Annotated in this window: 22 protein-coding genes and 1 pseudogene; 3 read left to right on the top strand and 20 right to left on the bottom strand. The window is 72.0% G+C overall.

Translation table 11 applies throughout. The features are described 5' to 3' along the window. Positions 1-116: 116 nt before the first annotated feature. From ACF06X_RS08865 to ggt, 4 genes and pseudogenes are all read right to left on the bottom strand, one after another. Positions 117-1,451: a UL36 very large tegument protein gene (locus ACF06X_RS08865; RefSeq protein ID WP_392286518.1), complete on the bottom strand. Its 1,335-nt coding sequence runs from the start codon at positions 1,449-1,451 to the stop codon at positions 117-119. Positions 1,452-1,572: 121 nt separating this feature from the next. Then, the gene (locus ACF06X_RS08870) at positions 1,573-2,007 is read right to left on the bottom strand and encodes a PPOX class F420-dependent oxidoreductase (protein ID WP_392286519.1); all 435 of its coding nucleotides are present in this window, start codon (positions 2,005-2,007) and stop codon (positions 1,573-1,575) included. A 22-nt stretch (positions 2,008-2,029) separates the two neighbouring features. Further along, positions 2,030-2,101 (bottom strand): annotated as a pseudogene (locus tag ACF06X_RS08875) (XRE family transcriptional regulator); the annotation flags it as partial. Positions 2,102-2,326: 225 nt separating this feature from the next. Continuing rightward, positions 2,327-4,129, bottom strand: coding sequence for a gamma-glutamyltransferase (gene ggt / locus ACF06X_RS08880; protein ID WP_392286520.1), 1,803 nt, complete (start codon positions 4,127-4,129; stop codon positions 2,327-2,329). 104 nt (positions 4,130-4,233) lie between these two features. On the opposite strand from ggt, the gene ACF06X_RS08885 reads away from it, so the two are divergent. Beyond that, positions 4,234-4,965 carry a hypothetical protein gene (locus tag ACF06X_RS08885; protein ID WP_392286521.1) on the top strand — a complete coding sequence of 244 codons (732 nt, stop codon included), beginning with the start codon at positions 4,234-4,236 and terminating at the stop codon, positions 4,963-4,965. On the opposite strand, the gene ACF06X_RS08890 is transcribed toward ACF06X_RS08885, so the two are convergent. After that, positions 4,916-6,172, bottom strand: coding sequence for a cytochrome P450 (locus ACF06X_RS08890; RefSeq protein ID WP_392286522.1), 1,257 nt, complete (start codon positions 6,170-6,172; stop codon positions 4,916-4,918). The two genes, ACF06X_RS08885 and ACF06X_RS08890, sit on opposite strands and share 50 nt — an antisense overlap. A gap of 135 nt (positions 6,173-6,307) precedes the next feature. Here ACF06X_RS08890 and ACF06X_RS08895 point away from each other — a divergent pair, with 135 nt between their 5' ends. Further along, positions 6,308-7,639 carry a radical SAM protein gene (locus tag ACF06X_RS08895; protein WP_392286897.1) on the top strand — a complete coding sequence of 444 codons (1,332 nt, stop codon included), beginning with the start codon at positions 6,308-6,310 and terminating at the stop codon, positions 7,637-7,639. Between the two features lie 124 nt (positions 7,640-7,763). After that, positions 7,764-9,338 carry an alpha/beta fold hydrolase gene (locus tag ACF06X_RS08900; protein ID WP_392286523.1) on the top strand — a complete coding sequence of 525 codons (1,575 nt, stop codon included), beginning with the start codon at positions 7,764-7,766 and terminating at the stop codon, positions 9,336-9,338. 52 nt (positions 9,339-9,390) lie between these two features. On the opposite strand, the gene ACF06X_RS08905 is transcribed toward ACF06X_RS08900, so the two are convergent. The 15 genes from ACF06X_RS08905 to ACF06X_RS08975 form a co-directional block, all read right to left on the bottom strand. Next, positions 9,391-10,263: an amino acid ABC transporter permease gene (locus ACF06X_RS08905; RefSeq protein ID WP_392286524.1), complete on the bottom strand. Its 873-nt coding sequence runs from the start codon at positions 10,261-10,263 to the stop codon at positions 9,391-9,393. Continuing rightward, positions 10,260-10,904 (bottom strand): amino acid ABC transporter permease, encoded by a 645-nt coding sequence (locus ACF06X_RS08910; protein ID WP_392286525.1) that lies wholly within the window; start codon positions 10,902-10,904, stop codon positions 10,260-10,262. Before ACF06X_RS08910 ends, ACF06X_RS08905 begins: the two co-directional genes overlap by 4 nt. Positions 10,905-10,921: 17 nt before the next feature. Then, positions 10,922-11,851, bottom strand: coding sequence for a glutamate ABC transporter substrate-binding protein (locus ACF06X_RS08915; protein ID WP_392286526.1), 930 nt, complete (start codon positions 11,849-11,851; stop codon positions 10,922-10,924). A 16-nt stretch (positions 11,852-11,867) separates the two neighbouring features. Beyond that, the gene (locus ACF06X_RS08920; protein ID WP_392286527.1) at positions 11,868-12,614 is read right to left on the bottom strand and encodes an amino acid ABC transporter ATP-binding protein; all 747 of its coding nucleotides are present in this window, start codon (positions 12,612-12,614) and stop codon (positions 11,868-11,870) included. 152 nt (positions 12,615-12,766) lie between these two features. Next, positions 12,767-13,204: a DUF6278 family protein gene (locus ACF06X_RS08925; protein ID WP_392286528.1), complete on the bottom strand. Its 438-nt coding sequence runs from the start codon at positions 13,202-13,204 to the stop codon at positions 12,767-12,769. Between the two features lie 102 nt (positions 13,205-13,306). Next, positions 13,307-14,260: a glycerophosphodiester phosphodiesterase gene (locus ACF06X_RS08930; protein WP_392286529.1), complete on the bottom strand. Its 954-nt coding sequence runs from the start codon at positions 14,258-14,260 to the stop codon at positions 13,307-13,309. A 269-nt stretch (positions 14,261-14,529) separates the two neighbouring features. Continuing rightward, positions 14,530-15,309, bottom strand: coding sequence for an exodeoxyribonuclease III (locus ACF06X_RS08935; protein ID WP_392286530.1), 780 nt, complete (start codon positions 15,307-15,309; stop codon positions 14,530-14,532). Positions 15,310-15,376: 67 nt separating this feature from the next. Then, positions 15,377-16,009 (bottom strand): MBL fold metallo-hydrolase, encoded by a 633-nt coding sequence (locus ACF06X_RS08940; RefSeq protein ID WP_392286531.1) that lies wholly within the window; start codon positions 16,007-16,009, stop codon positions 15,377-15,379. Between the two features lie 54 nt (positions 16,010-16,063). Further along, positions 16,064-17,365 (bottom strand): alpha/beta fold hydrolase, encoded by a 1,302-nt coding sequence (locus ACF06X_RS08945; protein WP_392286898.1) that lies wholly within the window; start codon positions 17,363-17,365, stop codon positions 16,064-16,066. 27 nt (positions 17,366-17,392) lie between these two features. Next, the gene (locus tag ACF06X_RS08950) at positions 17,393-17,977 is read right to left on the bottom strand and encodes a hypothetical protein (RefSeq protein ID WP_392286532.1); all 585 of its coding nucleotides are present in this window, start codon (positions 17,975-17,977) and stop codon (positions 17,393-17,395) included. Then, complete coding sequence (locus tag ACF06X_RS08955) at positions 17,974-19,149, bottom strand: ROK family glucokinase (RefSeq protein ID WP_392286533.1); 1,176 nt, start codon at positions 19,147-19,149, stop codon at positions 17,974-17,976. The genes ACF06X_RS08950 and ACF06X_RS08955 overlap by 4 nt, the downstream gene beginning before the upstream one ends. Before the next feature lie 36 nt (positions 19,150-19,185). Then, complete coding sequence (locus ACF06X_RS08960; RefSeq protein ID WP_392286534.1) at positions 19,186-19,974, bottom strand: ATP-binding cassette domain-containing protein; 789 nt, start codon at positions 19,972-19,974, stop codon at positions 19,186-19,188. Further along, the gene (locus tag ACF06X_RS08965) at positions 19,971-21,029 is read right to left on the bottom strand and encodes an ABC transporter permease (protein WP_392286535.1); all 1,059 of its coding nucleotides are present in this window, start codon (positions 21,027-21,029) and stop codon (positions 19,971-19,973) included. The genes ACF06X_RS08960 and ACF06X_RS08965 overlap by 4 nt, the downstream gene beginning before the upstream one ends. After that, complete coding sequence (locus ACF06X_RS08970) at positions 21,026-22,045, bottom strand: sugar ABC transporter substrate-binding protein (RefSeq protein ID WP_392286536.1); 1,020 nt, start codon at positions 22,043-22,045, stop codon at positions 21,026-21,028. The genes ACF06X_RS08965 and ACF06X_RS08970 overlap by 4 nt, the downstream gene beginning before the upstream one ends. A gap of 85 nt (positions 22,046-22,130) precedes the next feature. Beyond that, positions 22,131-22,850: a GntR family transcriptional regulator gene (locus ACF06X_RS08975; RefSeq protein WP_392286899.1), complete on the bottom strand. Its 720-nt coding sequence runs from the start codon at positions 22,848-22,850 to the stop codon at positions 22,131-22,133. Positions 22,851-22,896: the final 46 nt, after the last annotated feature.

A 22,896-nucleotide genomic window follows, 5' to 3' on the forward strand; every position in this document is an offset into this window, starting at 1 on the left:
CATGTTTCATACCCGAGTGGTCCACGTCGGACACACACCGACACGTCCGTGTCTGTTCCGGTTGCCGGGTGCCGGCCTGCCGCCTGCCGGCCTGCGCGGTACGGCGGGACGGAGGGTCAGGAGCGGGCCAGGCCGGCCACGCGGAGGGCGTGGAGCAGGTCCCGTTCGCGGGCCGGGGACACCGTGCGGGCCGCGTCGAGGAGTTGCGGGACGAGACCGTGCGGGTCGGCGCTCGCGAGCCGGGCGGCGTCCTCGGGGGTGCGGACGCGCACGAACGCGGCGAGGAGGGCGTGCGCCTCGCGGTGGTGCCCCTCGGCGTGGAGGGCGGCGCAGGCGCCGGCGAGCTCCTCGGCGGGGCGCGCGACTCCCTGGCGCAGGAGCTGGTCGCAGTCCTGCGCGCGGCCCGCGTCGGCCAGCGCGCCGGCGACGGCGGCGAGCCGGCCGGGCGGCAGCGAGGCCGCCTCCCAGAGCAGGGTGGCCCAGTCGGCGCCGAGGCCGACGCGGTGCAGCTCCGTCGCGAGCGCCGGCAGCCAGGCGGGAGGCCCGGCGACGGCCTCACAGAGCAGGGCGTGCGCCTCGCCGCTGCGGCCTTGAGCGCGCAGTCGCCGCAGGGCGTAGACCGCGTTCGAGGCCGCGCGCGCGGCCTCGGCGGCGGCCTCACCGGTGACGGTGGAGGAGGGGGCGGGCGGGGCGGCGGCCCGCGCCTCCGCCCCACCGAACCGGGCCCCGCGCGGCGCCACCCCGCCCATGGGCAGCTCCGGCACGGCCACGGGCCCGCCGTCCCGCCCCTCCGCGACCTCGTCCATCCACGCATACCGCGCACCGCGCGGCCTCCGCCTGCCGCCGACACCCTTCGCGGACGGCGGGGGCGCGGCGGCCCCGGGGCCCGGGGCCGGGCTGGGGCTGGGGGTCCGGCTCGGGCTCGGGTACGGGATCGGGCCGGGCCCCGCGATCCTCTCTGCCGCCAGGCGGGCCAGCCGGGTCGTCAGTTCGGTGGTGCGGGAGGTCGCGCGGTGGTGGTCGTCCTGGGCCCAGGCCAGCTCACCGGTCAGTCTGGCGGTGTCCGGTGAGGCCGGGTCCGCCCGCAGGCGGGCGCTCAGTTCGTGGGAGCGGTCCTCGGCGTACCGCCGCTCCCGCTCCATCGATTCGAGGCGCTCGTGCAGCGCCTCCTCCCCGCCCGGCCGGCGGTCGTGGGCGGCCGCCGCAGCGGTGTGCAGCGCCCTGGCGTGGGCCGCCCGCGGCCCGTCACCCGCCTCGCCGAGGTCCTGGAGGAGGGATTCGACGACGTCCCAGGGCGGGATCTCGGCCCCGTCGAGGCAGGCCCGCAGACCCTCGGGGTCGCGGCTCGCGAATACCCCGTACCAGCCCTCCCCCGGCTCGAGACGGGACACCAGTTCTCTGAGGTACCGCGCGAACGCGCCGACCTCCGCCGGGAGTTGATACACCGTCATGCTGCCCGCACCACCCGCGTACTCGACTGGAACCTTCCGGTCCGCAGATATTCGACCCCAGTCGTGTTACGGGACGGCTACAGGCTGTTTTCGGGCGGGACCCGGCTGCCGCGCAAGCGGGTCACGCGGACGGAGAGGACGAGGGCGAGGACGAGGGCGAGGGCGAGGGCGAAGACGTCAGGCTCACCGCGATGCCGGTGTGCGGACGCTTGCCGAGGCGGGCGATCGTGGCGGGCCAGTCGACGAGCCAGAACTGCCAGGTGTACTTCCGGGCGAGCAGCTTCCGCACCCGGCGCAGCTCGTCCGCCTCCAGGAGCCGCGCGGTGCCCGCCACGCTCACCGCGCCCTCCGCGACCTTTCCGCGCACGTCGCAGACGGCGAGCACGGCCCGGGGGTCGTTCCGCAGCCGCTTGACCTTCCAGGAGTCACTGCGGGTCCACGCGTACAGCTCGGCGCCCTCCACCGCGTACCAGACCGGCGTCGCCACCCCCGTCCCGTTCCTGCGGAAGGTGGTCAGACTGACGTAGCGGCCGCGCCGCAGCTCCTCGGGCATCATGCGGCCGACACTACGCGCCCTCCGCATGGTCACCGCGGGCCTCGCGGAGGAGGAGGCCGAGCCGCTCGCCGCGCTCGCGCTCTTCGGGGGTCAGGCGCTGCAGGCGCCCGGTCGGCGGGGGGGCCCCCCCCCCCCGCCCGGCCCCCCCCCCCCCCCCCGGGGCCGGCCCCCCCCCCCCCCCCCCCCCCCCCCCCCCCCCACCCCACCCCCCCCCCCCCCCCCCCCCCCCCCCCCCCCGGCGCGGGGTGTGGGGGGGGCGGGCGGGGCCGCCCCGGGGGGGGGGGGCCGCCCCCCCGGGGGGGCCGCCCCCCCGCCCGCCTCAGGGTGCCGGCCGGACGACCATCGCCGAGCCGCCGCCCCGTCGTACGGTCTCCGCCGCGGCGACCCAGCGGCCGTCCGGAAGGCGCTGTACGCCGGTCGCCGCCCCGATCTCCGGGTTCTGGCGGAAGCCGTGTCCGATGGCCTCAAGATCGGCCCTCAAGGGGCTGTTCCACAGGCCCGGTTCCAGTTCGGTGGTGGTCTGGTTCCGCTGGCTGGCCCGGGGGGCGGCGATGGCCTCGACCAGCGGCAGGCCGCGGTCCACGACCCCGGTGAGGGTCTGCAGGACGGTGGTGATGATGGTGGCTCCGCCCGGGGAGCCGAGCGCGAGGACCGGCCGCCCGTGCCGGTCGAGGACGATCGTCGGGGACATCGAGGACCGCGGCCGCTTGCCCGGCCCCGGCAGGTTCGGGTCGTGGACGGCGGGGTTCGCCGGGGCGAAGGAGAAGTCGGTCAGCTCGTTGTTGAGCAGGAAGCCGCGGCCCGGAACGGTGATCCCGCTGCCTCCCGTCGACTCGATCGTCAGCGTGTAGGCCACGACGTTGCCCCAGCGGTCGGCGACCGTCAGGTGGGTGGTGTTCTCACCCTCGTACGTGGTCGGCGCCGCCGTCCCCCCGGCGGCGCAGGCCGCGGGCTTGCGCGGGTCGCCCGGCGCCAGCGGGCTGGTCAGCACGGCGTCGTCGCGGATCAGGCAGGCCCGGGAGTCGGCGTACCGCTGGGAGAGGAGCTCGCGCGTGGGTACGTCCTCGAAGGCGGGGTCGCCGACCCAGCGGCCCCGGTCGGCGAAGGCGATCCGGCTGGCCTCGATGAAGCGGTGCAGATAGGCGGCGCGCGAGGCGGAGGAGAGGTCGGTCCGCTCCAGGATGTTGAGCGCCTCGCCGACGGTCGTGCCGCCGGAGGAGGAGGGCGCCATGCCGTAGACGTCGAGGCCCCGGTAGGAGATCTTCGTCGGCCGGCGCCACTCGGTCTCGTAGGCGGCGAGGTCACGCTCCGTCAGGTCGCCGGAGCGGACGACCCGGGTGGCGCCGGCGCGGACGGGCGGGGTGCGCACGGTGTTCACGATGTCCCGGGCGAGCGGCCCCTTGTAGAGCGCCCCGACGCCGTCGCGCGCCAGTTTCTCGTACGTACGGGCCAGGTCGGGGTTCTTGAACGTGGAGCCCACCACGGGGAGTTGACCGCCGGGCAGGAAGAGTTCGGAGGAGGCGGGGAAGTCCCGGAAGCGGGCCTCGTTGGCGGCCGTCTGGGCGCGGAAGGTGGCGTCGACCGTGAAGCCCTCGCGGGCCAGGCGTCCGGCCGGTTCGAGCAGGGTGCGCAGTGGCTTGCTGCCCCAGGCGTCGAGCGCGGTCTTCCAGGTCGCCGGGGTGCCGGGGGTTCCGACGCTCCGGCCGCTGGTCATGCCCTCCTCGAAGGGAATGGGCTTGCCGTTCTCCACGAAGAGGTTCGCGTCGGCCGAGCGGGGCGCGGTCTCCCGGCCGTCGATGGTGTGGACGACGCGCTTCTTCGCGTCGTAGTGGACGAAGTAGCCCCCTCCGCCGATGCCGGCCGAGTACGGCTCGGTGACGCCGAGGGCCGCGGCCACGGCGACGGCCGCGTCGACGGCGTTCCCGCCCCGGCGGAGCACCTCGATGCCGGCGGCGGAGGCGTCGGCGTCGACGCTGGCGACGGCCCCGCCGTAGCCGACGGCGACGGGTTCCTTCACGGGCGGCTTCGGGCCGGTCCCGGTCGGTGGCGCCGCCGCGCCCACCGAGAGCACCGTCACGGCGACGGCGAGCAGGGAGACCTTCCGAGCGGTGGAGCGTCGCACTTGTACCTCCAGTCAACGGCCGTCCGCGCAGCGTAACTTCCGTCCGGCCTTCTCGTCAGGACCGCCTCGAACAGCGGTGCGCCGTAGCGCTACCATGCGCGCCCATGAACGAAGACCTGCGCAACGTCGTGCTGGGCGTCCTGGCGACCGGGGTCAGCGCCTCACTGGGCTGGCTGACCCGGACGTATCTGTGGCGCCGCGCGCTCCGGCGCAGGCAGGCGTTCTTCGGGCTGCGCGACGGCTCCGAGTGCCTGCTGGTGGTGAACCGCAAGGCGGGCGCCGAGCGGGCGGTGCACAACGTCGACGTCTCCGCGCTCCTCGAACTCTCCGCCCTGATCAAGGACTGCGGGGCGCGCCCGGAGATAGTCCAGCACGACGAGGCCCGGCAGGGGCTGGGGGACCGCGCGGAGTTCTGCGTCGGCGGCCCGTACTCCAACCGCCGGATGGCCGCGCACCTGTCGACCCTGCTTCCCGGCCTGACGATGAACGTGGAGTCGGAGCCGGCCGGGGACCGGGGCATGATCACGGTCGGGGGCGAGGTGTACCGGTGCGTGAACGGGTCCACCGAGCACGTGATCCTCGCCCGTCTCACCGGTGGCGAGGGCGGGCGACCGGTCTTCCTCCTCTGCGGCCAGGCCGCGGTCGCCAACCAGGCCGCCAGCCGCTATCTGTCCCGGCACCACGAGAGGCTGGCACGGACGTACGGCTCCGGCCCCTTCGTGCTCCTTCTCAAGGTCGTCAACTCGGACGCGTACGGCCCCGATGTGGTGGAGCTGGTCGCGGATGTCACGTCGGCGGCGCGGACCGCGCCCGCACCCGAACCGGCAGCGTCTTGAGGCCGTTGATGAAATTCGAGACGAGCCGCCGCGGCGGGGCGGCGAGTTCGAGGTCCCGCAGGGTGTGACGCGCTTCTTCGTGCAGGACGCGCAGTTGCAGCCGGGCGAAGTGCGCGCCGAGGCAGACGTGCGGGCCCTCACCGAAGGAGACGTGCGGGTTGGGGCTGCGGTCCAGGTCGAGGCGGTCGGGGTCGGCGAAGACGCGTTCGTCGTGGTTGGCGGAGGCGTGGAAGACGACGACCTTGTCGCCGGCAGGGACGCGACGGCCGGCGAGTTCGGTGTCGTGGGTCGCGGTCCGCCGGAACGACAGCACGGGCGGGTGGACGCGCAGGAGCTCCTCGACGGCCCGGTCCACGGCGGCCTCGCCGCTCCAGAGCCGCCGGCGCTCGTCGGGGTGGACGGCGAGGGCGAGCAGGCCGCCGGGGGCCGCGCTGCGGACGGTGTCGTTGCCGGCGACGGTGAGCAGGAAGAAGAACATCTCCAGTTCGGCGGGGCGGAGTTCGGAGGCGGCGAGCGCGGTCATGACGTCGTTCGCGGGGTTCTTCCGCTTGTACGCGGCGAGCTCCCGGGCATAGTCGAACATCTCGGCGAGCATGGCGGGCGAGCGGGGGTTGACCGGCCGCCCGCGGTCGTCGATGACGGGCGGCTCGTCGGGGTCCTGGTAGGCGATGACCCGCTCGGTCCAGGCGTGCAGCAGGCCCCGGTCACTCGCGGGCACCCCGAGCAGGTCGGTCAGGTTGAGCAGCGCGTAGTCGTCGGTGACGGCCCGCACGAGATCGACCTCGGGGCCCGCGTCGACGGCGGCCTTCAGCAGCTCGCGCGCCCGTTCCCGAGCGGTCCCGGCGAACCGCCCGATGCGTCCGGGCGTGAACGCCCGGCTGACGAGCCGCCGCAGCCGCCCGTGTTCCGGCGGGTCCTGATTGAGCATCATCCGGCGGATGAACGGCAGGTCGGCCGGGTCCGGGTCACGGATCTGGGTGGCGCCGAGGCACGAGGAGTAGTGCGTGGAGTCCTTGAGCACGCGTACGACGTCGGCGTGCCGTGTGACGGCCCAGAAACCGGGCCCGGCGGGCCAGCCGAGGACTTCGTACTCCACCTGCCAGGCGACGGGATGCCGGTCTCGCAGGGAGCGGTACGCCTCGTGCGGCGGTCCGTCGGCATAGATCCGCGGATCGAAGACATCGGGTACGTCGCCGGGGTTCTCCACGGCACCAGCTTGGGGCGCCCGTCCCCGGAATTCCAGGTCGCCGCCCCGGGACGTGTCACACCCCGGCTCCAGGCGCGTCACTTACACGGGGTTACGCTTCGAAGGACCCTCATGGATTCGAGGACGGAGCAGGACATGGAGAGCGTCAGCCGTACCGCACTGGTCGAGGACCTGATGGGGCGCTTCCCGCACGTGCCCCGGGAAGCCGTGATCAAGGAGGATCTCCTGCGGGGCGGCATGGCCTTCGACGCGTCCGCGCTGAGCGGGGGCGCCGACGGGGCCTCGGGTGACGTCAAGCCGAAGTCGTACTTCATCTTCTCCTTCGACCACCGCACGCTTCCGGAGCTCGGGGCCGCCGCGCTCAACCGGCCCCCGGAGGAGATCGTGCTCACGGGCGGCCCGTACGGACTGCGCCGGACCGTCGTGTCGGTGCGGGTGAACCCGGACTCGCCGTACGTCGTGCGGGCCGGCGAGGACGGCACGCTGGGGCTGTACCTGGACGGGGCGCGGATCGCGGACGTCGGCCTGCCGCCGATGCCGGAGTACTACCGGCACACGCTGTCGAACGGCAAGTCGGTGATGGAGGTCGCGCCGACCATCCAGTGGGGCTACCTCGTCTATCTGACGGTCTTCCGGGTGTGCCAGTACTTCGGCGCCAAGGAGGAGTGCCAGTTCTGCGACATCAACCACAACTGGCGTCAGCACAAGGCGGCGGGGCGGCCGTACACCGGTGTGAAGCCCGTCGAGGAGGTGCTGGAGGCGCTGGAGATCATCGACCGGTACGACACGGCGGGGACCTCCCGGGCCTACACGCTCACCGGCGGTTCGATCACCTCGCAGGTCGCCGGCCGGGACGAGGCCGACTTCTACGGGCACTACGCGCAGGCCATCGAGGAGCGTTTCCCCGGGCGCTGGATCGGCAAGGTCGTCGCCCAGGCGCTGCCGCGCGACGCCGTGCAGCGGTTCCACGACTACGGCATCCGGATCTACCACCCGAACTTCGAGGTGTGGGACCGGCGGCTGTTCCAGCTGCACTGCCCCGGCAAGGAGCGTTACGTCGGCCGCGACGAGTGGCACCGCAGGATCCTGGACTCCGCCGAGATCTTCGGTCCCCGTCATGTGATCCCGAACTTCGTGGCGGGCATCGAGATGGCCGAGCCGTTCGGCTTCACCAAGGTGAGCGAGGCGATCGACTCGACCACCGAGGGACTGCGGTTCTTCATGTCGCACGGCGTCGTCCCGCGCTTCACCACCTGGTGCCCGGAGCCCACGACTCCGCTGGGCAAGGCCAACCCGCTGGGCGCGCCGCTGGAGTACCACATCCGTCTGCTGGAGACCTACCGGGCGACGCTGGAGGAGTTCGGCCTGAGCTCTCCGCCCGGGTACGGCCCCGCCGGTCCGGGCCGTGCGGTGTTCTCCGTCAGCTCGTTCATGGACAGCCTCGAAGGACTCGAGGGCCCGCGTTGACACCGCGTCCAATAATCGTTACCGGCACGTAACTTACCCACCGGTTACCACGAGTAAGTCGCACCGGTTACCGTCGGGTCACTTTCACTGCCCCCCATCAGTGATCCCCAGTGAGGAGTGACCCGTGCGCACAGCCTTGGTCTTCGCCGTCTCGGCCGCCCTCGTGGCCGGGACGGCCGTCGGGCTCGCCCCCGCCGCGAACGCCACCGCCGACGCCGACGCCGCCACCGCCTCGGAGACCGGAATCCGGTTCGTCGACATCGCCGGCGACGGCGGCACCGTCCTCAAGGCCAACGTCGTCACCCCGGCCGGCGCCGACGGCTCCGCCCGCTACCCCGTGATCGTGCTTCCCACCAGCTGGGGCATGCCCCAGATCGAGTACCTCGTCCAGGCCCGGAAACTCGCCGACTCCGGCTACGTCGTGGTCAGTTACAACTCCCGCGGCTTCTGGCAGTCCGGGGGCGAGATCGAGACCGCCGGACCGAAGGACGTCGCCGACGCCTCCAAGGTCATCGACTGGGCCCTCGCCAACACCCCCGCCGACCCGGACAAGGTCGGCATGGCGGGTGTGTCGTACGGCGCCGGCATCAGCCTCCTCGCCTCCGCGCACGACAAGCGGATCAAGGCCGTCGCGGCGCTCAGCGGCTGGGCCGACCTCATCGACTCCATCTACAGCGGCCGCACCCAGCACCTCCAGGCCGCCGCCCTGCTGGGCGGCGCGGGCTACCTCACCGGCCGGCCCGGCCCCGAACTGCGGCAGATCCTGGGCGACTTCCTCTCCTCCGACCTCTCCAAGGAGGATGAGATGATCGCCTGGGGCAAGAAGCGCTCCGCCGTCACGTACCTGGACCGGATCAACGCCAACGGCACGGCCATCATGCTCGGCAACGCCTGGGGCGACACCATCTTCCCACCCAACCAGTACGCGAGCTTCTACGAGAAGCTCCAGGGCCCCAAGCGGCTGGAGTTCCGTCCCGGCGACCACGCCACCGCGGAGGGCACCGGTCTGCTCGGTCTGCCCAACGACACCTGGACCAACGCCCACCGCTGGTTCGACCACCACCTCAAGGGCGCCGACAACGGCATCGACCGCGAGCGGCCCGTGCAGCTCAAGTCCCGCTCCACCGGCGGCTACGAGGGCTACCCCGACTGGAAGTCGGTGGGCGAGAAGCAGCGGAGGATCGCGCTGAACGACACCGAGCACGTCTGGGCCAACGTCGACTCCGGCGCCAACGGCGGTGTCGTGCTGCTCTCCAACCTCCTGGACCAGTTCCTCCAGGCGCCACCCGTCGCCTCGATCCCGCTGCTCCCCCGCTCCTTCGCCGGCGTGTGGCAGTCCGAGCGGTACGACACCGTCCAGCGGGTGCGGGGCACGGCGAAGCTCCACACCACGGTCACCGCCACCAAGGAGAGCGGCACCCTCGTCGCGTACCTCTACGACGTGGGGCCGCTCGGCCTCGGCAAGCTGGTCAGCAATGCCCCGTACACGTTCCACGGCAAGACGCCCGGCACGCCGTTCTCCGTCGACCTGGAGCTGTTCTCCACGGCCTACGACGTTCCGGCCGGCCACCGTCTCGCCCTGGTCGTCGACACCGTCGACCCGCTCTACATCGAGCACAACCCGACCGGCGCGCAGCTGACCTTCTCGTCCCCGTCGGCCGACCCGTCGTACGTGTCGATCCCGCTGCGGGAGGAGTGATCACCGGCTGCTGCCGGGCGGGCTCGGCTCCTTGCGAGCTGCTGCGAGGCCGCTACGGCCCCGTGGGAGGACCCCCACCCGGCAGCAGCGTCCCTGGATCGGCCGAGGCGACCTCCACGGCCTTCGTCTTCGGGTTGCGGCGCTCCTTCCTGGCCACCCAGCCGGCGAACCAGGACAGCAGGACGCACATCCCGATGTAGATCGGTGAGATCACCATGACGACGGGGATGAACGGCAGATCGTAATCGAGGTTCGAGGCGATCAGCTTGCCCGCGTGCAGGAACTCCTCGTAGGTGATGAGGAATCCGAGCGAGGTGTCCTTCAGGGCGACCACCAACTGGCTGATGATGGCCGGCAGCATGGCCCGAACGGCCTGCGGCACCAGGACGTAGGTCATGACCTGGGTCTTGCGCATGCCGAGGGCGTACGCGGCCTCCCGCTGCCCCCGGTCGACCGAGTTGACCCCGGTACGGAACACCTCGGCGAGCACCGAGCCGTTGTAGAGGGTCAGCCCGGCGACCAGCGCGGGCAGCGGCTGGACCTTCAGCGCCACGAAGATGAAGAAGATCATCACCAGGACGGGCATGGCGCGGAAGAACTCGACGAACAGGGTCGACACCCAGCGCAGGACCCGGTGTTCGGAGAGGCGTCCGGTGGCAAGGAGGCCGCCGAGCGCGAGCGAGAGCACCGAGGCGTACGCGAAGGCCTTGAGGGTGTTCCCGAGGCCACGCAGCAGCAACTCCTGGATCCCCACGTAGGTGAAGGGGGCCCACTTGACGGCGGTGAACTGCCCGGTGTCGAAGAGGAGATACAGGATCCAGCCGAGCAGGGCCAGCAGGACCACCGTCGAGAGCACGCCGTAGAGCCGATGGCGTCGCCGGGTGCGGGCGCCCGGGATGTCGTACAGGGCGGTGGACACGGTCATCGGGCGACTCCCCAGCGGCTCTCCAGGACGTTGAAGATCGCGCTGATGGTGAGGGTGATGATCAGGTAGCCGACGGCGATCCAGACGAAGGTCCAGATGATGTTGTAGCCGAGCTCGCTCAACGTCTTGTAGGTACCGAGGAGTTCGGTGACGCTGAAGGCTCCGGCGATGGCGGAGTTCTTGGCGAGCGCGATGAGCGTGGAGCCGATGGGCGGGATGACGGACCGGAAGGCCTGGGGCAGGATGACGGCCCCCAGGGTCTGCCCGAAGGTCATGCCGAGGCTGCGGGCCGCCTCTCCCTGACCGCGCGGCACGGTGTTGATGCCCGAGCGCAGCGCCTCGCAGACGAAGGCGGAGGTGTAGCAGCCGAGCGCGAGGACCGCGAACAGCTGGAAGGGGAGCACGAGCCCGAAGCGCGGCAGACCGAGCATCACGGCGAAGAACAGCAGGGTGAGCGGGGTGTTGCGCAGGACCGTGACCCAGGCGGCGCCGAAGAGCCGGAGCGAGCCGACCGGCGCCGCCCGGAAGGAGGCCATGAGGAAGCCGAGGACGAGGGCCAGGGCGGAGGCGTAGACCGTGAGCTCGACGGTGCCGAGGAAGCCTTCGCCGTAGCGCGAGAAGTTCTCTGTCAGGACGTCCATGTCGGTCGGGACCCTCCTCAGCTCGCCGGGTAGCGGTCGATGGCGGGCGGTTCCGGGGCGGGGACGCCGGAGAGGCCGAGGGTCGCGTCGTACGCCTTCTTCCAGTCGCCGTTCCTCTCGTGTGCGGCGAGGGCGTCGTCGAGCGCGAAGCGCAGGGCGTTGTCGCTCCGGGGAACGCCGATGCCGTAGGGCTCCTTCGAGAACGGCCTGCCGACGACCTTCAGTTCGTCGGGGGCCTTGGCCGCGTAGCCCATGAGGATCGTGTCGTCGGTGGTGACGGCGTCGACCTGGAAGGTGAGCAGGTTGTCGACGCAGACCGAGTAGGTGTCGTAGGCGACGAGGACGGCCTTCGGGTAGTCCTTCTGGATCCGCTGGTACGGGGTGGAGCCGGCGGCCGAGCAGACACGCTTGCCGTCGAGGTCCTGCGGTCCATCGATGTCGTTCTCGTCGGTGCGGACGAGGAGGGACTGGCCGGCCATGTAGTAGGGGCCGGCGAAGCCCACCAGCTTCTTGCGGTTGTCGTTGATGGTGTAGGTGCCGACGTAGTAGTCGATCTGCCCGTTCTGCAGGGCGGTTTCGCGGTTGGCCGAGGCGATCGTCCGGAACTCGACCGACGCCGGGTCGAAGCCGAGCGAGGCCGCCAGCATCTTGGCGATCTCGATGTCGAAGCCGGAGTACCGTCCGGTGGCCGGGTCCTTCTCCCCCATGTAGGGCTGGTCCTCCTTGGCGCCGACGACCAGACGGCCGCGCCTCTTCGCCTTCGTCCAGGTCGGGGAGTCCGGCAGCCGGAAGGCGGACCGCACCTGATAGACGGGGAGTTCGTCGGGCTGCGGTCCCTTGACCGGCGGGCTGCCCTCCCTGCCGCAGCCACTCAGGACGCTCATCGCGCTCAGGGCGAGGGCCAGCAGCGCGAAAAGGGCACGGGTGCGATGCGTACGGTGGTGCATGACGTCGGCCCCCCGCTCAGTGCTTCAGGATCTTGGACAGGAAGTCCTTGGCGCGCTCGCTGCGCGGGCTGGTGAAGAACTCCTCCGGCGCGCGGTCCTCGACGACGCGGCCGTCGGCCATGAAGACGACGCGGTTGGCGGCGGAGCGGGCGAAGCCCATCTCGTGGGTGACGACGACCATGGTCATGCCCTCGCGGGCGAGCTGCCGCATCACCTCGAGAACCTCGTTGATCATCTCGGGGTCGAGGGCGGAGGTCGGCTCGTCGAAGAGGAGCGCCTTGGGTTCCATGGCGAGGGCGCGGGCGATCGCCACCCGCTGCTGCTGTCCGCCGGAGAGCTGGGCGGGGAACTTGTCGGCGTGGGCGGCGAGGCCGACCCGGTCGAGGAGTTCGCGCGAACGCCGGTCGGCCTCCTCGCGCCTGCGCCCCCGGACCTTGATCTGAGCCAGGGAGACGTTGGCGAGGACGGTCTTGTGCGCGAAGAGGTTGAACGACTGGAAGACCATGCCGACCTCGGCCCGCAGCCGGGCCAGCGCCTTCCCCTCCTCCGGGAGGGGGCGTCCGTCGATGACGATCTCCCCCGACTCGACGGTCTCCAGGCGGTTGATCGCCCTGCAGAGCGTCGACTTGCCCGACCCGGACGGCCCGATGACCACCACCACCTCCCCGCGGCCGACGGTGAGATCGATGTCCTGCAGGACGTGCAACGTTCCGTAGTGCTTGTTGACGCCACGCAGCTCGATCAACGGATCGACAACAGCCATACGCTGCCCTGCCCCATTTCTCAACGGTGTCGAGGTCAGCGCAAACTATCCACCACGAAAAGGGACTTCACACCCGACACGCATAAACACGGCATAAGCCGTATTTACTGCAAAAGGGTGGTCGGGGGGCGAACGGGCGGGCGCCGGCCGTCTCAGGCCTCGGCGGCCTCCGCGTACACCTGGAACAGTTCGGGCGCCCCGGTGACCGCCCAGTCGAGGCCCGCCTCGACCACCTGGATCTCCCGGCCGGAGGCGAGCCTGACCACCGGCTGCCCGCCGGGCCACACGTGCCAGCCCGCTCCCGGTACGGTCCGCACGATGACCGTGCCCAGATAGAGCCCGGCGTCGTTGCCGAGCCAGGGCAGCTCCTCGGGATCGTCGCGCCAGCGCGGCGGAAGCTGGTCGAGCGCCGCCAGCGAGCGGGGGGTGTCGTCCAGCCTCACCCCGGCGGCCTGGGCCCTGGCGCGCAGCAGCTCGCACTCGGCGAGCAGCTCACCCACACCCTCGGGATCGCGGTCGAGGGCCGCTGCCAGAGGGGAGGGATCGGTCTCGTGTCGCTTGCGCCAGTTGTCCAGGAACGGGATGTTCATCCGACCAGCGTCGCATTCCACCCGCGCGCCACACCACCCGGCGCGCGGAGATCGTCGCGGGCCGGGCCGCCCTCGGCCGGAAGGGGGGCGGCGGCAGGCGCCTCAGGGGCGGGCGGCGTTCCAGCCGGTCATCTCGGCCGGGCGGTTGGTGATGACCGCGTCGGCGCCGAGCGCGTCCAGCTCCTTCCACCGCGCCGGGCTGTCCACGGTCCAGACCATCACGGCGACCCCGGCCTCGTGCAGCTCCTTCACCACGTCCCCATGGGTGGACAGCGCGCCGGCCGCCGGGTTGTACGCGCTCAGTCCGAGCTCCTCGGCGACCGCGACCGGGTCGGGGTCGAGCTGGGAACGCAGCAGGCCCAGGGGGAGCTCGGGGGCCAGTGCGCGGGTGTGCTGCAACGTGTCCACGTCGAAGCTCTGCACGAGCACCCGGCGGGTCATGTCGTGGTCCCGGACGAGCCGGACGATCCGGGCCACCTCCTCCCGGCTGTGCCTGCCCTTGATCTCCAGGAGCAGGTTCCCGCCGCGGACCCGCAGGTCCTCCAACTGGGCGGCCAGGGTGGGGACGCGGGCGCCGATGTAGGCGGGGGCGAACCAGGCGCCCGCGTCGAGGGCGTCCAGCTGCGCGGCGGTCAGTGCGCGGATCGGCCCGGTGCCGTCCGTGGTCCGGTCGACCGTGGTGTCGTGGAGGACGTAGGGCACGCCGTCCCGGCTCGGCTGGACGTCGTTCTCGATCCACCGCGCACCGCCCCGCCGGGCGACCTCGTCCGAGATCAGGGTGTTCTCGGGCGCGGCCGAGGAGGCGCCCCGGTGGGCGATCACCGTCATCGGCGAGCCGACCGGACGGATCAGGGGGTTCGCGGAGGCCCGGGCGCCCTTCCTGTCGTCGGCGGTTCGCGCCGCGGCCTCGCCGCGCGGCGGCGCCTGCCCGGCCGGAGCGCACCCCGTCGCGAGACCGCACGAGGCCGCGAGCAGGAGCGCGGCGGCGACGGCATGACGCCGCCCGCGCGGGGCGCGGGCGGCCGGGAACAAGGGCTTGACGGCAGACTCGATCACGCCCACACCCTAGGGGGTGTCTTGTCGATCAGGCCGGATCAGCGAGCGGGGTCTGGTGCATGGGGCCTCCCCAGGCCCGCCAGGGCCAAGGGGACGGATCGCAAGGCGGAGGAGGGAGACAACGCGGAGCGTTGGCGACCGACGACAACGCGGCGAGGCGCGGTGCCAGGGCACGCGAGCCCGGCATGATCGGCAAGACACCCCCTGGGGCCGCCACGAGAGAGCGGTGGACCGCCCGCCCGGTCGGCCGGGAACGTCCGGGCCGGCTGCTAGACGTCGAGGTCGACGACGACCGGGGCGTGGTCGGAGGCGCCCTTGCCCTTGCGCTCCTCGCGGTCGACGTAGCTGTCCTTCACCGCGTCGGCGAACGGCGCGTTCCCGTAGACCAGGTCGATGCGCATGCCCCTGTTCTTGGGGAAGCAGAGCTGGCGGTAGTCCCAGTACGTGAAGGGGTGGTCGTACTTCAGGGGGCGCGGGACCACGTCCGTGAGGCCGGTCTCGCGCAGTCCGGCAAGGGCGGCCCGCTCGGGCGCGGTGACGTGCGTGGCGCCGTCGAAGAGGCCGATGTCCCAGACGTCGTCGTCGGTCGGGGCGATGTTGAAGTCACCGAGGACGGCGAAGGGCCGCTCGCCGGCCGCGTCCTCGGCCACCGCCGCCTGGAGCGCCTCCAGCCAGCGCAGCTTGTAGGCGTAGTGCTCGTGGGCGACCTCGCGGCCGTTCGGTACGTACACCGACCAGAGGCGGACCGGGCCGCAGGTCGCGGAGATCGCCCGGGGCTCCGCCACGCCTTCGTACTCCGGCGCGCCGGGCAGTCCGTGGACGACGTCCTCCAGGCCGACGCGCGAGACCAGGGCCACTCCGTTCCATCGGCCGGTGGCGTGGACCGACGAGGCGTACCCCAGCTCGCGCAGCTCGTCGGTGGGGAACTGCTCGGCGGTGCACTTGGTCTCCTGGAGGCAGAGCACGTCCGTGCCACTGCTCTCCAGCCAGGTGAGGAGACGGGGCAGCCGGGCGGTGATCGAATTGACGTTCCAGGTCGCGATGCGCATGAGCGCAAGCCTAACGGCGGGGTGTGACAGTCGCGGTTCCCGGGCGGTCGGTCAGGCGGCCCGGGCGTCAGAGGTCGGTGGAGTCGCCCGGGGTCAGCCGGCTGTGGTCCGTGCCGCCGAGGGCGCCGATCTGACGGTCGTAGATCGGCCGGGCGAGGTCGGTGAGCAGGGCGTCGTGGACGTCGAAGGCCCGGCGCGGCTTGACCTCCCGTACGTAGTCGATGACCTCGGAGATCTTGTTCCACGGCGCCATCACGGGCAGCAGCAGCGTGTCCACGGGGTGGTCGGGGACGGTCAGCGCGTCGCCGGGGTGGAAGACGGCGCCGTCCACGAGGAAGCCGATGTTGGTGACGCGCGGGATGTCGGGGTGGATCACGGCGTGCAGTTCGCCGTGGACCTGGACGTCGAAGCCGGCCACGGTGAAGGTGTCGCCGTGGCCGACGGTGTGGACCCGGCCGGGGAAGGCGGCGGAGATCTTCTCGGCGACGCTCCGCAGCGTCCAGATCTCGGCCGCCGGGTCGGCCTCCAGGGCCGCCCGCAGCCGGCCCTCGTCGAAGTGGTCGGGGTGCTCGTGGGTGACGAAGACCGCGTCGGCGCCGAGGGCGGAGTCCTCCTCGCTGAAGCCGCCGGGGTCGATGACGAGCGTCCGCCCCTCCTTCTCCAGCCGGATGCAGGCGTGCGACTTCTTCGTCAGCTTCACAGGACTCCACCTCACGACGGTGCCGAAGACGGTGCGGACGGGCGAGAGATCAGCCTACGCCTGGGGCGTGGTCTCCTCCTTGATCACCCGGCCGACCACGCGCAGGGCGCTCTCGGCGGCGGGCAGCCCGCAGTAGACCGAGGTCTGCAGGACGACCTCGCCGATCTCGTCGGGGGTCAGCCCGTTGCGCAGCGCGGCGCGGGTGTGGTCGGCGAGCGCGTCGAGGTGGCCGCCGGTGATCAGGGCGGCGAGGGTGACGCAGCTGCGGGTGCGGCGGTCGAGGCCGTCCCGGCTCCAGACCTCGCCCCAGGCGTAGCGGGTGACGAGCCCTTGGAGGTCGGTGGCGAACTCGTCCCGCAGGACCTGGTCCACGTGCGCGTCGCCGAGGATCTCGCGGCGCAGCTTCAGCCCGGTGTCGTACGGGTCGGGCGGCGCGGCTCCGGCGGGCTCGGCCTCGGCCCCGGCGGGGGCGATCTCGGCGACGGGCACGACCGGGGCGGAGACGGGCGGCATCGGCGGGGCGAGCAGGGCGCTCTGCGTGTCGTGGACGATGCCGGCGAAGTGGTGGGTGAGCAGGTCGGTGACGGCGGCCGGCTGCTCGACCGGGGCGAGGTGCGAGGCGCCGGGGACGACGGCGAGCCGGGCGTCGGCTATCCCGGCCACCAGGGTGCGGGCCTCGGCGGGGCCGGTGACCTGGTCGTCGGAGCCGACGAGGACGAGGGCGGGAACGCCGATCCGGCCGAGGGCCTCACGGACGTCGAAGACGGCGAGCGCCTCGCAGGCGCCGATGTAGCAGCCCGGGTCGGTCGTGCGGACCATCTGCACGGCCCACTCGACGATCGCGGGCTGGGCGGCGGCGAAGCCGGGGGTGAACCACTGCTCGGGCGCGGTGCGGGCGATGGGCTCCAGGCCGTTGGTGCGGACGATCACACCGCGCTGGCGGAACTCGTCGGCGCTGCCGAACCGGGGCGAGGCGGCGACCAGCGCCAGCGAGGCGACCCGGTGGGGCGCCCGCAGCGCGAGGTCGAGGCCGACCGCGCCGCCGATGGAGCAGCCGACGTAGCCGAAGCGCTGGACGCCCAGCTCGTCGAGGGTGGCGAGCAGCCGGTCGCCGAGCTCGGCGACGGAGACGAAGGGGCGGGCGGGGGCGCCGCCGTGGCCGGGCAGATCGAAGCGGACGACGCGCCACTGACGGGTGAGCTCGGGGATCTGCCGGTCCCACATGTGCAGGGTGGTACCCAGGGAGGGCCCGATGACCAGGACGGGAGCGTCTTCTCGCCCGTCGAGGCGGTACTGCAGGGTGGGCGTCGGGGTCGGCTGCGGCGGGGGCGTCTGCGTCTGGCTCACTCGCTCCAGGGTAATGAGCGTGTTTTCGGGCCCCTGTCAGGGGGTGGTGGTGGACACCACGTACACCCGGGGGGCGGCCGGGTCGGTGAGGTCGACGGTGATGTCCTCGCTGGGGCGCGGCTTGTCGCGGCTGATGGTGGTGCCCGACCAGTCGTGGTCGGCGGGGAAGTCCCAGCCGACGATGTCGGCGTCACGTTCGCCGACGGTGACCTCGCCCGGGACGAGTCGGGAGCGGCTGGAGCCGACCTCGTGGAGGAAGGTGTCCAGCCGGCCGGCGGTCGTCGTGAACTGGACGTACAGCCGGCTGGTGCGCCAGTTGCTGGTCTCGTAGTAGGCGACGTCGGTGCTGCCCGGGGGGATCGGGACCTCGAAGATGCGGCGCTTCATCTGGGAGGGCCAGTTGTCCCGCAGCCCCGTGGCCGAGGACTCGCGCTCCTTGTCGCGGCCGCTGTCGCGGCTCTGTCCGGCGGAGATCACCAGATAGCCGGCGGGGATGCCGACGAGCAGCACGATGATGATCGCCGTCAGCCAGCGCCGGCCGATCATGTGGCGCCGGTCCTCCGGCAGCTTCGTTCCCTGCTCGGGCGAGGCGGGCTGGGCGGGGAGGGTGGGCACGGTCATGACTGCGGGTCCTGGGTGGTGCGGGAGGGGCGGCCTTCGGTGCCGCCCCGCAGGGCCTGGGCGTAGCGTTCGTACCGCTCATGGCGTTCCAGGCGGCGGCGGTTGGCGCGGCGGAAGCGGCGGGCGACGAGGCGGGCCATGTCGGCGGCGCCGACCATGCCGGCCTCGGGTCCGAGCTGGGCCTTGGCGATCCGGGCCTCGGGGCGGTAGCCGCGACCGGTGAGATGGCGGCGGAAGGCGTCCCTCGCGGGGCCGATCAGCAGGTCGTCGGCGGCGCTGACGCCGCCGCCGATGACGAAGCAGGAGGGGTCGAGGGCGGCGGCGAGGTTGGCGATGCCGACGCCGAGCCACTGGCCGATGTCCTGGAAGAGCTCGACGCACATGGCGTCGCCCTCGCGGGCCAGTTCGGTGATGAGCGGGCCGGTGATCTCGGGGATGTTGCCCTTGACCCGCTCGATGATGTTGTACGCGACCGGGGAGTCGGCGGCGGCCAGTTCCCGGGCCTCGCGGACCAGGGCGTTGCCGGAGCTGTACTGCTCCCAGCAGCCGCGGTTGCCGCAGGGGCAGCGGTGGCCGCCGGGGACGACCTGCATGTGGCCGAACTCGCCGGCGACGCCGTACTTGCCGCGCTTGACCTGGCCGCCCTCCAGGATGGCGCCGCCGATGCCGGTGCCGAGCGTGATCATGACGAGGTGGTCCTCGCCGCGGCCGGCGCCGAACCGCCACTCGGCCCAGGCGGCGGTGTTGGCGTCGTTGTCCACCATGACGGGGACGGCGAGCCGGGACTGGAGGGAGTCGCGCAGCGGCTCGTTGCGCCAGGCGAGGTGGGGGGCGAAGAGGACGGTGGCCCGTTCGGCGTCCACCCAGCCGGCCGCGCCGATGCCGACGGCGTGCACGTCGTGCCGGTCGGAGAGGTCGAGGACCAGCTCGGTGATGGTGTCCTCGACGACCTTGGCGCTCTTGGACTTGTCCGGCGTCTCGGTCTTGATCTTCTCCAGGATGACGCCGTCCGCGTCGACGACCCCGGCCATCACCTTCGTACCGCCGATGTCGATGCCGACGGTGGGGACCCGTGGCGCGCTGAGGTGGGAGCGCCGTTCGCGGCTGCCGACGGTCCGCAGCACGGTGCCCCGGGCGGAGCCGCGCTGGGTGAGGTCGCGGTAGGTACTCATCGGCTCGATTCTGCCAGGTGCGGTGTCGGAGGACCGTTATGTGGCGGAGGGGCGCTCCAGCTCGTGGCGGAGGTCGTCCAGCTCGCTGCCGCCGGCCATCTGCCGGGTCAACTCGTCGAGGGTCACCGAGCCCTTGGTGTGGGCGGCCGCCATGAGGCCGCGCTTGAGCAGGACGAACCGGTCGCCGACGAGGTAGGCGTGGTGCGGGTTGTGGGTGATGAGGACCACTCCGAGGCCCTGGTCACGGGCGGCGGCCACATATTTCAGGACCACTCCGGACTGCTTCACGCCGAGGGCTGCGGTGGGCTCGTCGAGGACCAGGGCCTTGGCGCCGAAGTGGACCGCGCGGGCGATGGCCACACACTGGCGCTCGCCGCCGGAGAGGGTGCCGATGGGCTGGTCGACGTCGCACAGGTCGATGCCCATGCGGAGCAGCTCGGCGCGGGTGGTCGCGCGCATGAGCTCGACGTCGAGGCGCTTGAAGGGGCCGGACCCCTTGGTGGGCTCGGAGCCGAGGAAGAAGTTCCGCCAGACCGGCATCAGGGGGACGACGGCCAGGTCCTGGTAGACGGTGGCGATGCCCAGGTCCAGGGCTTCGCGCGGGCTGGCGAGGGAGACGTCCTCGCCCTCGATGCGGAAGGTGCCGGCGTCGTGCCGGTGGAGGCCCGCGATGATCTTGATGAGGGTGGACTTTCCGGCGCCGTTGTCGCCGAGGACGCAGGTGATCTCGCCCGCGTGGACCTCGAGCGAGACCCCTTCGAGGGCGCGGACGTTCCCGTAGTACTTGCTGACGTCGTCCAGCTCGACCAACGGTGTCGTGCTCATTTGGTGGCCTCCACGCGCTTGCGGATCCAGGCGTTCAGCAGGGTCGCCAGCAGGAGCATCGCGCCCAGGAAGAACTTGAACCAGTCCGGGTCCCACTCCGCGTACACGATGCCCTTGCCGGTCATGCCGAAGATGAACGCGCCGACCGCGGAGCCGATGGCGGAGCCGTACCCGCCGGTGATCAGACAGCCGCCGATCACCGCCGCGATGATGTAGATCAGCTCGTTGCCGACACCCTCGCCCGACTGGACGACATCGAAGGAGAAGAGGAGGTGCTGGCCGGAGATCCAGGCGCAGAAGGCCACGCCCATGTAGAGCCCGATCTTCGTCCTGGCGACGGGCACGCCGACGGCGCGGGCGGCGTCGGCGCCGCCACCGACGGCGAAGATCCAGTTGCCGAAGCGGGTGCGCAGCAGGATCCAGGTGGCGAGCGCGACCAGCCCGATCCACCACAGGATGGTGACCTTGAGCTCGACGCCGCCGACGGTCAGCTGGGAGGCGAAGAGCTTACGGGCGGAGGGGAAGCCCTCCATGTCGGCGATCGACTTGGTGGAGACGGTGCCGCTGATCAGCTTGGTGAAGCCGAGGTTGAGACCGGTCAGCATCAGGAAGGTGCCGAGGGTGATGATGAAGCTGGGCAGCCTGGTGCGGGTCAGCAGGACGCCGTCGAAGACGCCGACGGCGAGGGTGACGAGCAGCGAGACGCCGACGCCGACCCAGACGTTCGCCGTCATCTGGTAGCTGAACATCGACGAGACGAGCGCCGAGCTGGTGACCAGGACACCCGCCGACAGGTCGAACTCGCCGCCGATCATCAGCAGGGCGACGGGCACCGCCATGATCCCGATGGTGGAGGCCGCGTAGAGGACCGTGCCGAGGCTGGAGGCGCGCAGGAAGCTGTCGGCGACGATCGAGAAGAAGAGGAAGACGGCGACGGCGCCGACGACCGAGCCCAGTTCGGGGCGGGCGAGCAGCTTCTTCAGCGGGGAGGTGCGCAGCAGCCGCTCGTCGACGTGGTCGAGGTCGTCGGCCGGGGCCGGGGCGGTCGCGCTCATCGGGTGCCCCGCTCCGTGTAGCCCTTCAGCGCGGCGGCGTCGTCCTTGGTGATGATCTGGGGGCCGGTGAGGACGGCCTTGCCGCCGCCGAGGACGTCGGCGTTGTACTTGTAGAGCCAGAGCAGGTCGACGGCCTGGTAGCCCTGGAGGTAGGGCTGCTGGTCGACGGCGAAGCCGAGGGTGCCGGCGCCGAGCGCGGTGGCGACCTTGGCGTTGAGGTCGAAGGTGTCGATCTCGGCCTCGGAGCCCGCGGTCCGCTTCGCCTGCACGGCCGCGTCGGCGAACGGCGCGCCGAGGGTGACGACGGCGTCGATGGCGGGGTCGGACTGGAGCTTGGCCTCGATGGAGGCCTGCACGTCGGGCATGTTGGTGCCGTCGACGTACAGGTTCTGCAGCTCCCCGCCGAAGGTTTTCTTCGCACCGGCGCAGCGCTGCTCGTGGCCCACGTTGCCCTGCTCGTGCAGGACGCACAGGGCCTTCTTCCGGCCCCGCTTGTCCAGCTCGTCGCCGACGGCCTCGCCGGCGACGGTCTCGTCCTGGCCGATGTGGGTGAGCGCCCCGAAGGCCTTGGACTGCTCGGCACCGGAGTTGACGGTGATCACCGGGATACCGGCCTTGACCGCCTTCTCGACGGCCGTCTTCATCGCGTCGGGCTTGGCAAGGGTGACGACGAGCCCGTCGACGCCCTTCGCGATGTACGAGTCGATGAGCTGGGCCTGCGCCTGGCCCTCGTCGCTGTGGGCGTAGAGGAAGTTGATGTTGTCCTTGACGGCGGCCTGCTTCGCGCCGTTCTGCACGATGTCCCAGAAGGTGTCGCCGTCGCCCGAGTGGGTGACCATGGCGAAGGTCCACCGGGGGGTGTTCACGGCGGACCTGCCCTGGGCCGCGGCCTCCTTGCGGGCGTCCTCCGCGCGCTTGCCTCCGGTGCTGCTGCACCCCGCGAGCGCGGCGGTCAGCGCCACCGCGAGCACGGCGCCGATCGTCGCGCGTACCCCTCCTGTGCGAACCCTGGTCACGAGGCCGTGCCCTCCTTTATGTCCTTCTGCGTGCATTGCAGTATCGGTCATACGGGTCATCCGGCCGGTCACCGGGGTTGTCGGCTCACGCTCTGACCAGCAGCTGGAACTCGAAGGAGTACCGCGAGGCCCGGTAGAGGTGGGAGCCGAACTCGACGGCGCGGCCGGTGTCGTCGTACGTGGTGCGTTCCATCGTCAGCAGCGGGGCGCCCTCCTCCTCGGCGAGCAGTTCGGCCTCGGCCGCGGTGGCGGCCCGCGCGCCGACGGTCTGCCGGGCGCTGTGCAGAGTGATACCGGCGCCGCGCACCATCCGGTAGAGGCCGGTCGTCTCCAGTCGGGCGGTGTCCGGCTCCAGCAGGCCGGCCGGCAGGTGGTTGCGCAGGTACGCCATGGGCTCGCCGTGCGCCGCCCGAAGCCGCTCGACGTAGCGCACGTCGGTGCCCTCCGGTACGCCGAGGGCGGCGGCGACCCGGGCGGTCGCGGGTTCGACGCGGTTGGCCAGGACCCGGGTGGCGGGGTGCTGGCCGGCCGCCTCCAGGTCGTCGTAGAGGCTGCTCAGTTCCAGCGGGCGCCGCACCTGGCTGTGCAGGACCTGGGTGCCGACCCCCCGGCGGCGGATCAGGAGGCCCTTGTCGACGAGGGACTGGATGGCCTGGCGGACGGTGGGGCGGGACAGTCCGAGGCGGGTGGCGAGGTCGATCTCGTTGCCGAGCAGGCTGCCGGGGGTCAGCGCGCCGTTCTCGATCGCGGCTTCCAGCTGCTGGGCGAGCTGGTAGTAGAGCGGGACCGGGCTGGTGCGGTCCACGGAGAGCGGGGGGAGGGAGGCGGACGCCGACTGCTTGGACACGGAC

It is taken from the genome of Streptomyces sp. NPDC015346 (assembly GCF_043078785.1).
Lineage (GTDB): Bacteria > Actinomycetota > Actinomycetes > Streptomycetales > Streptomycetaceae > Streptomyces.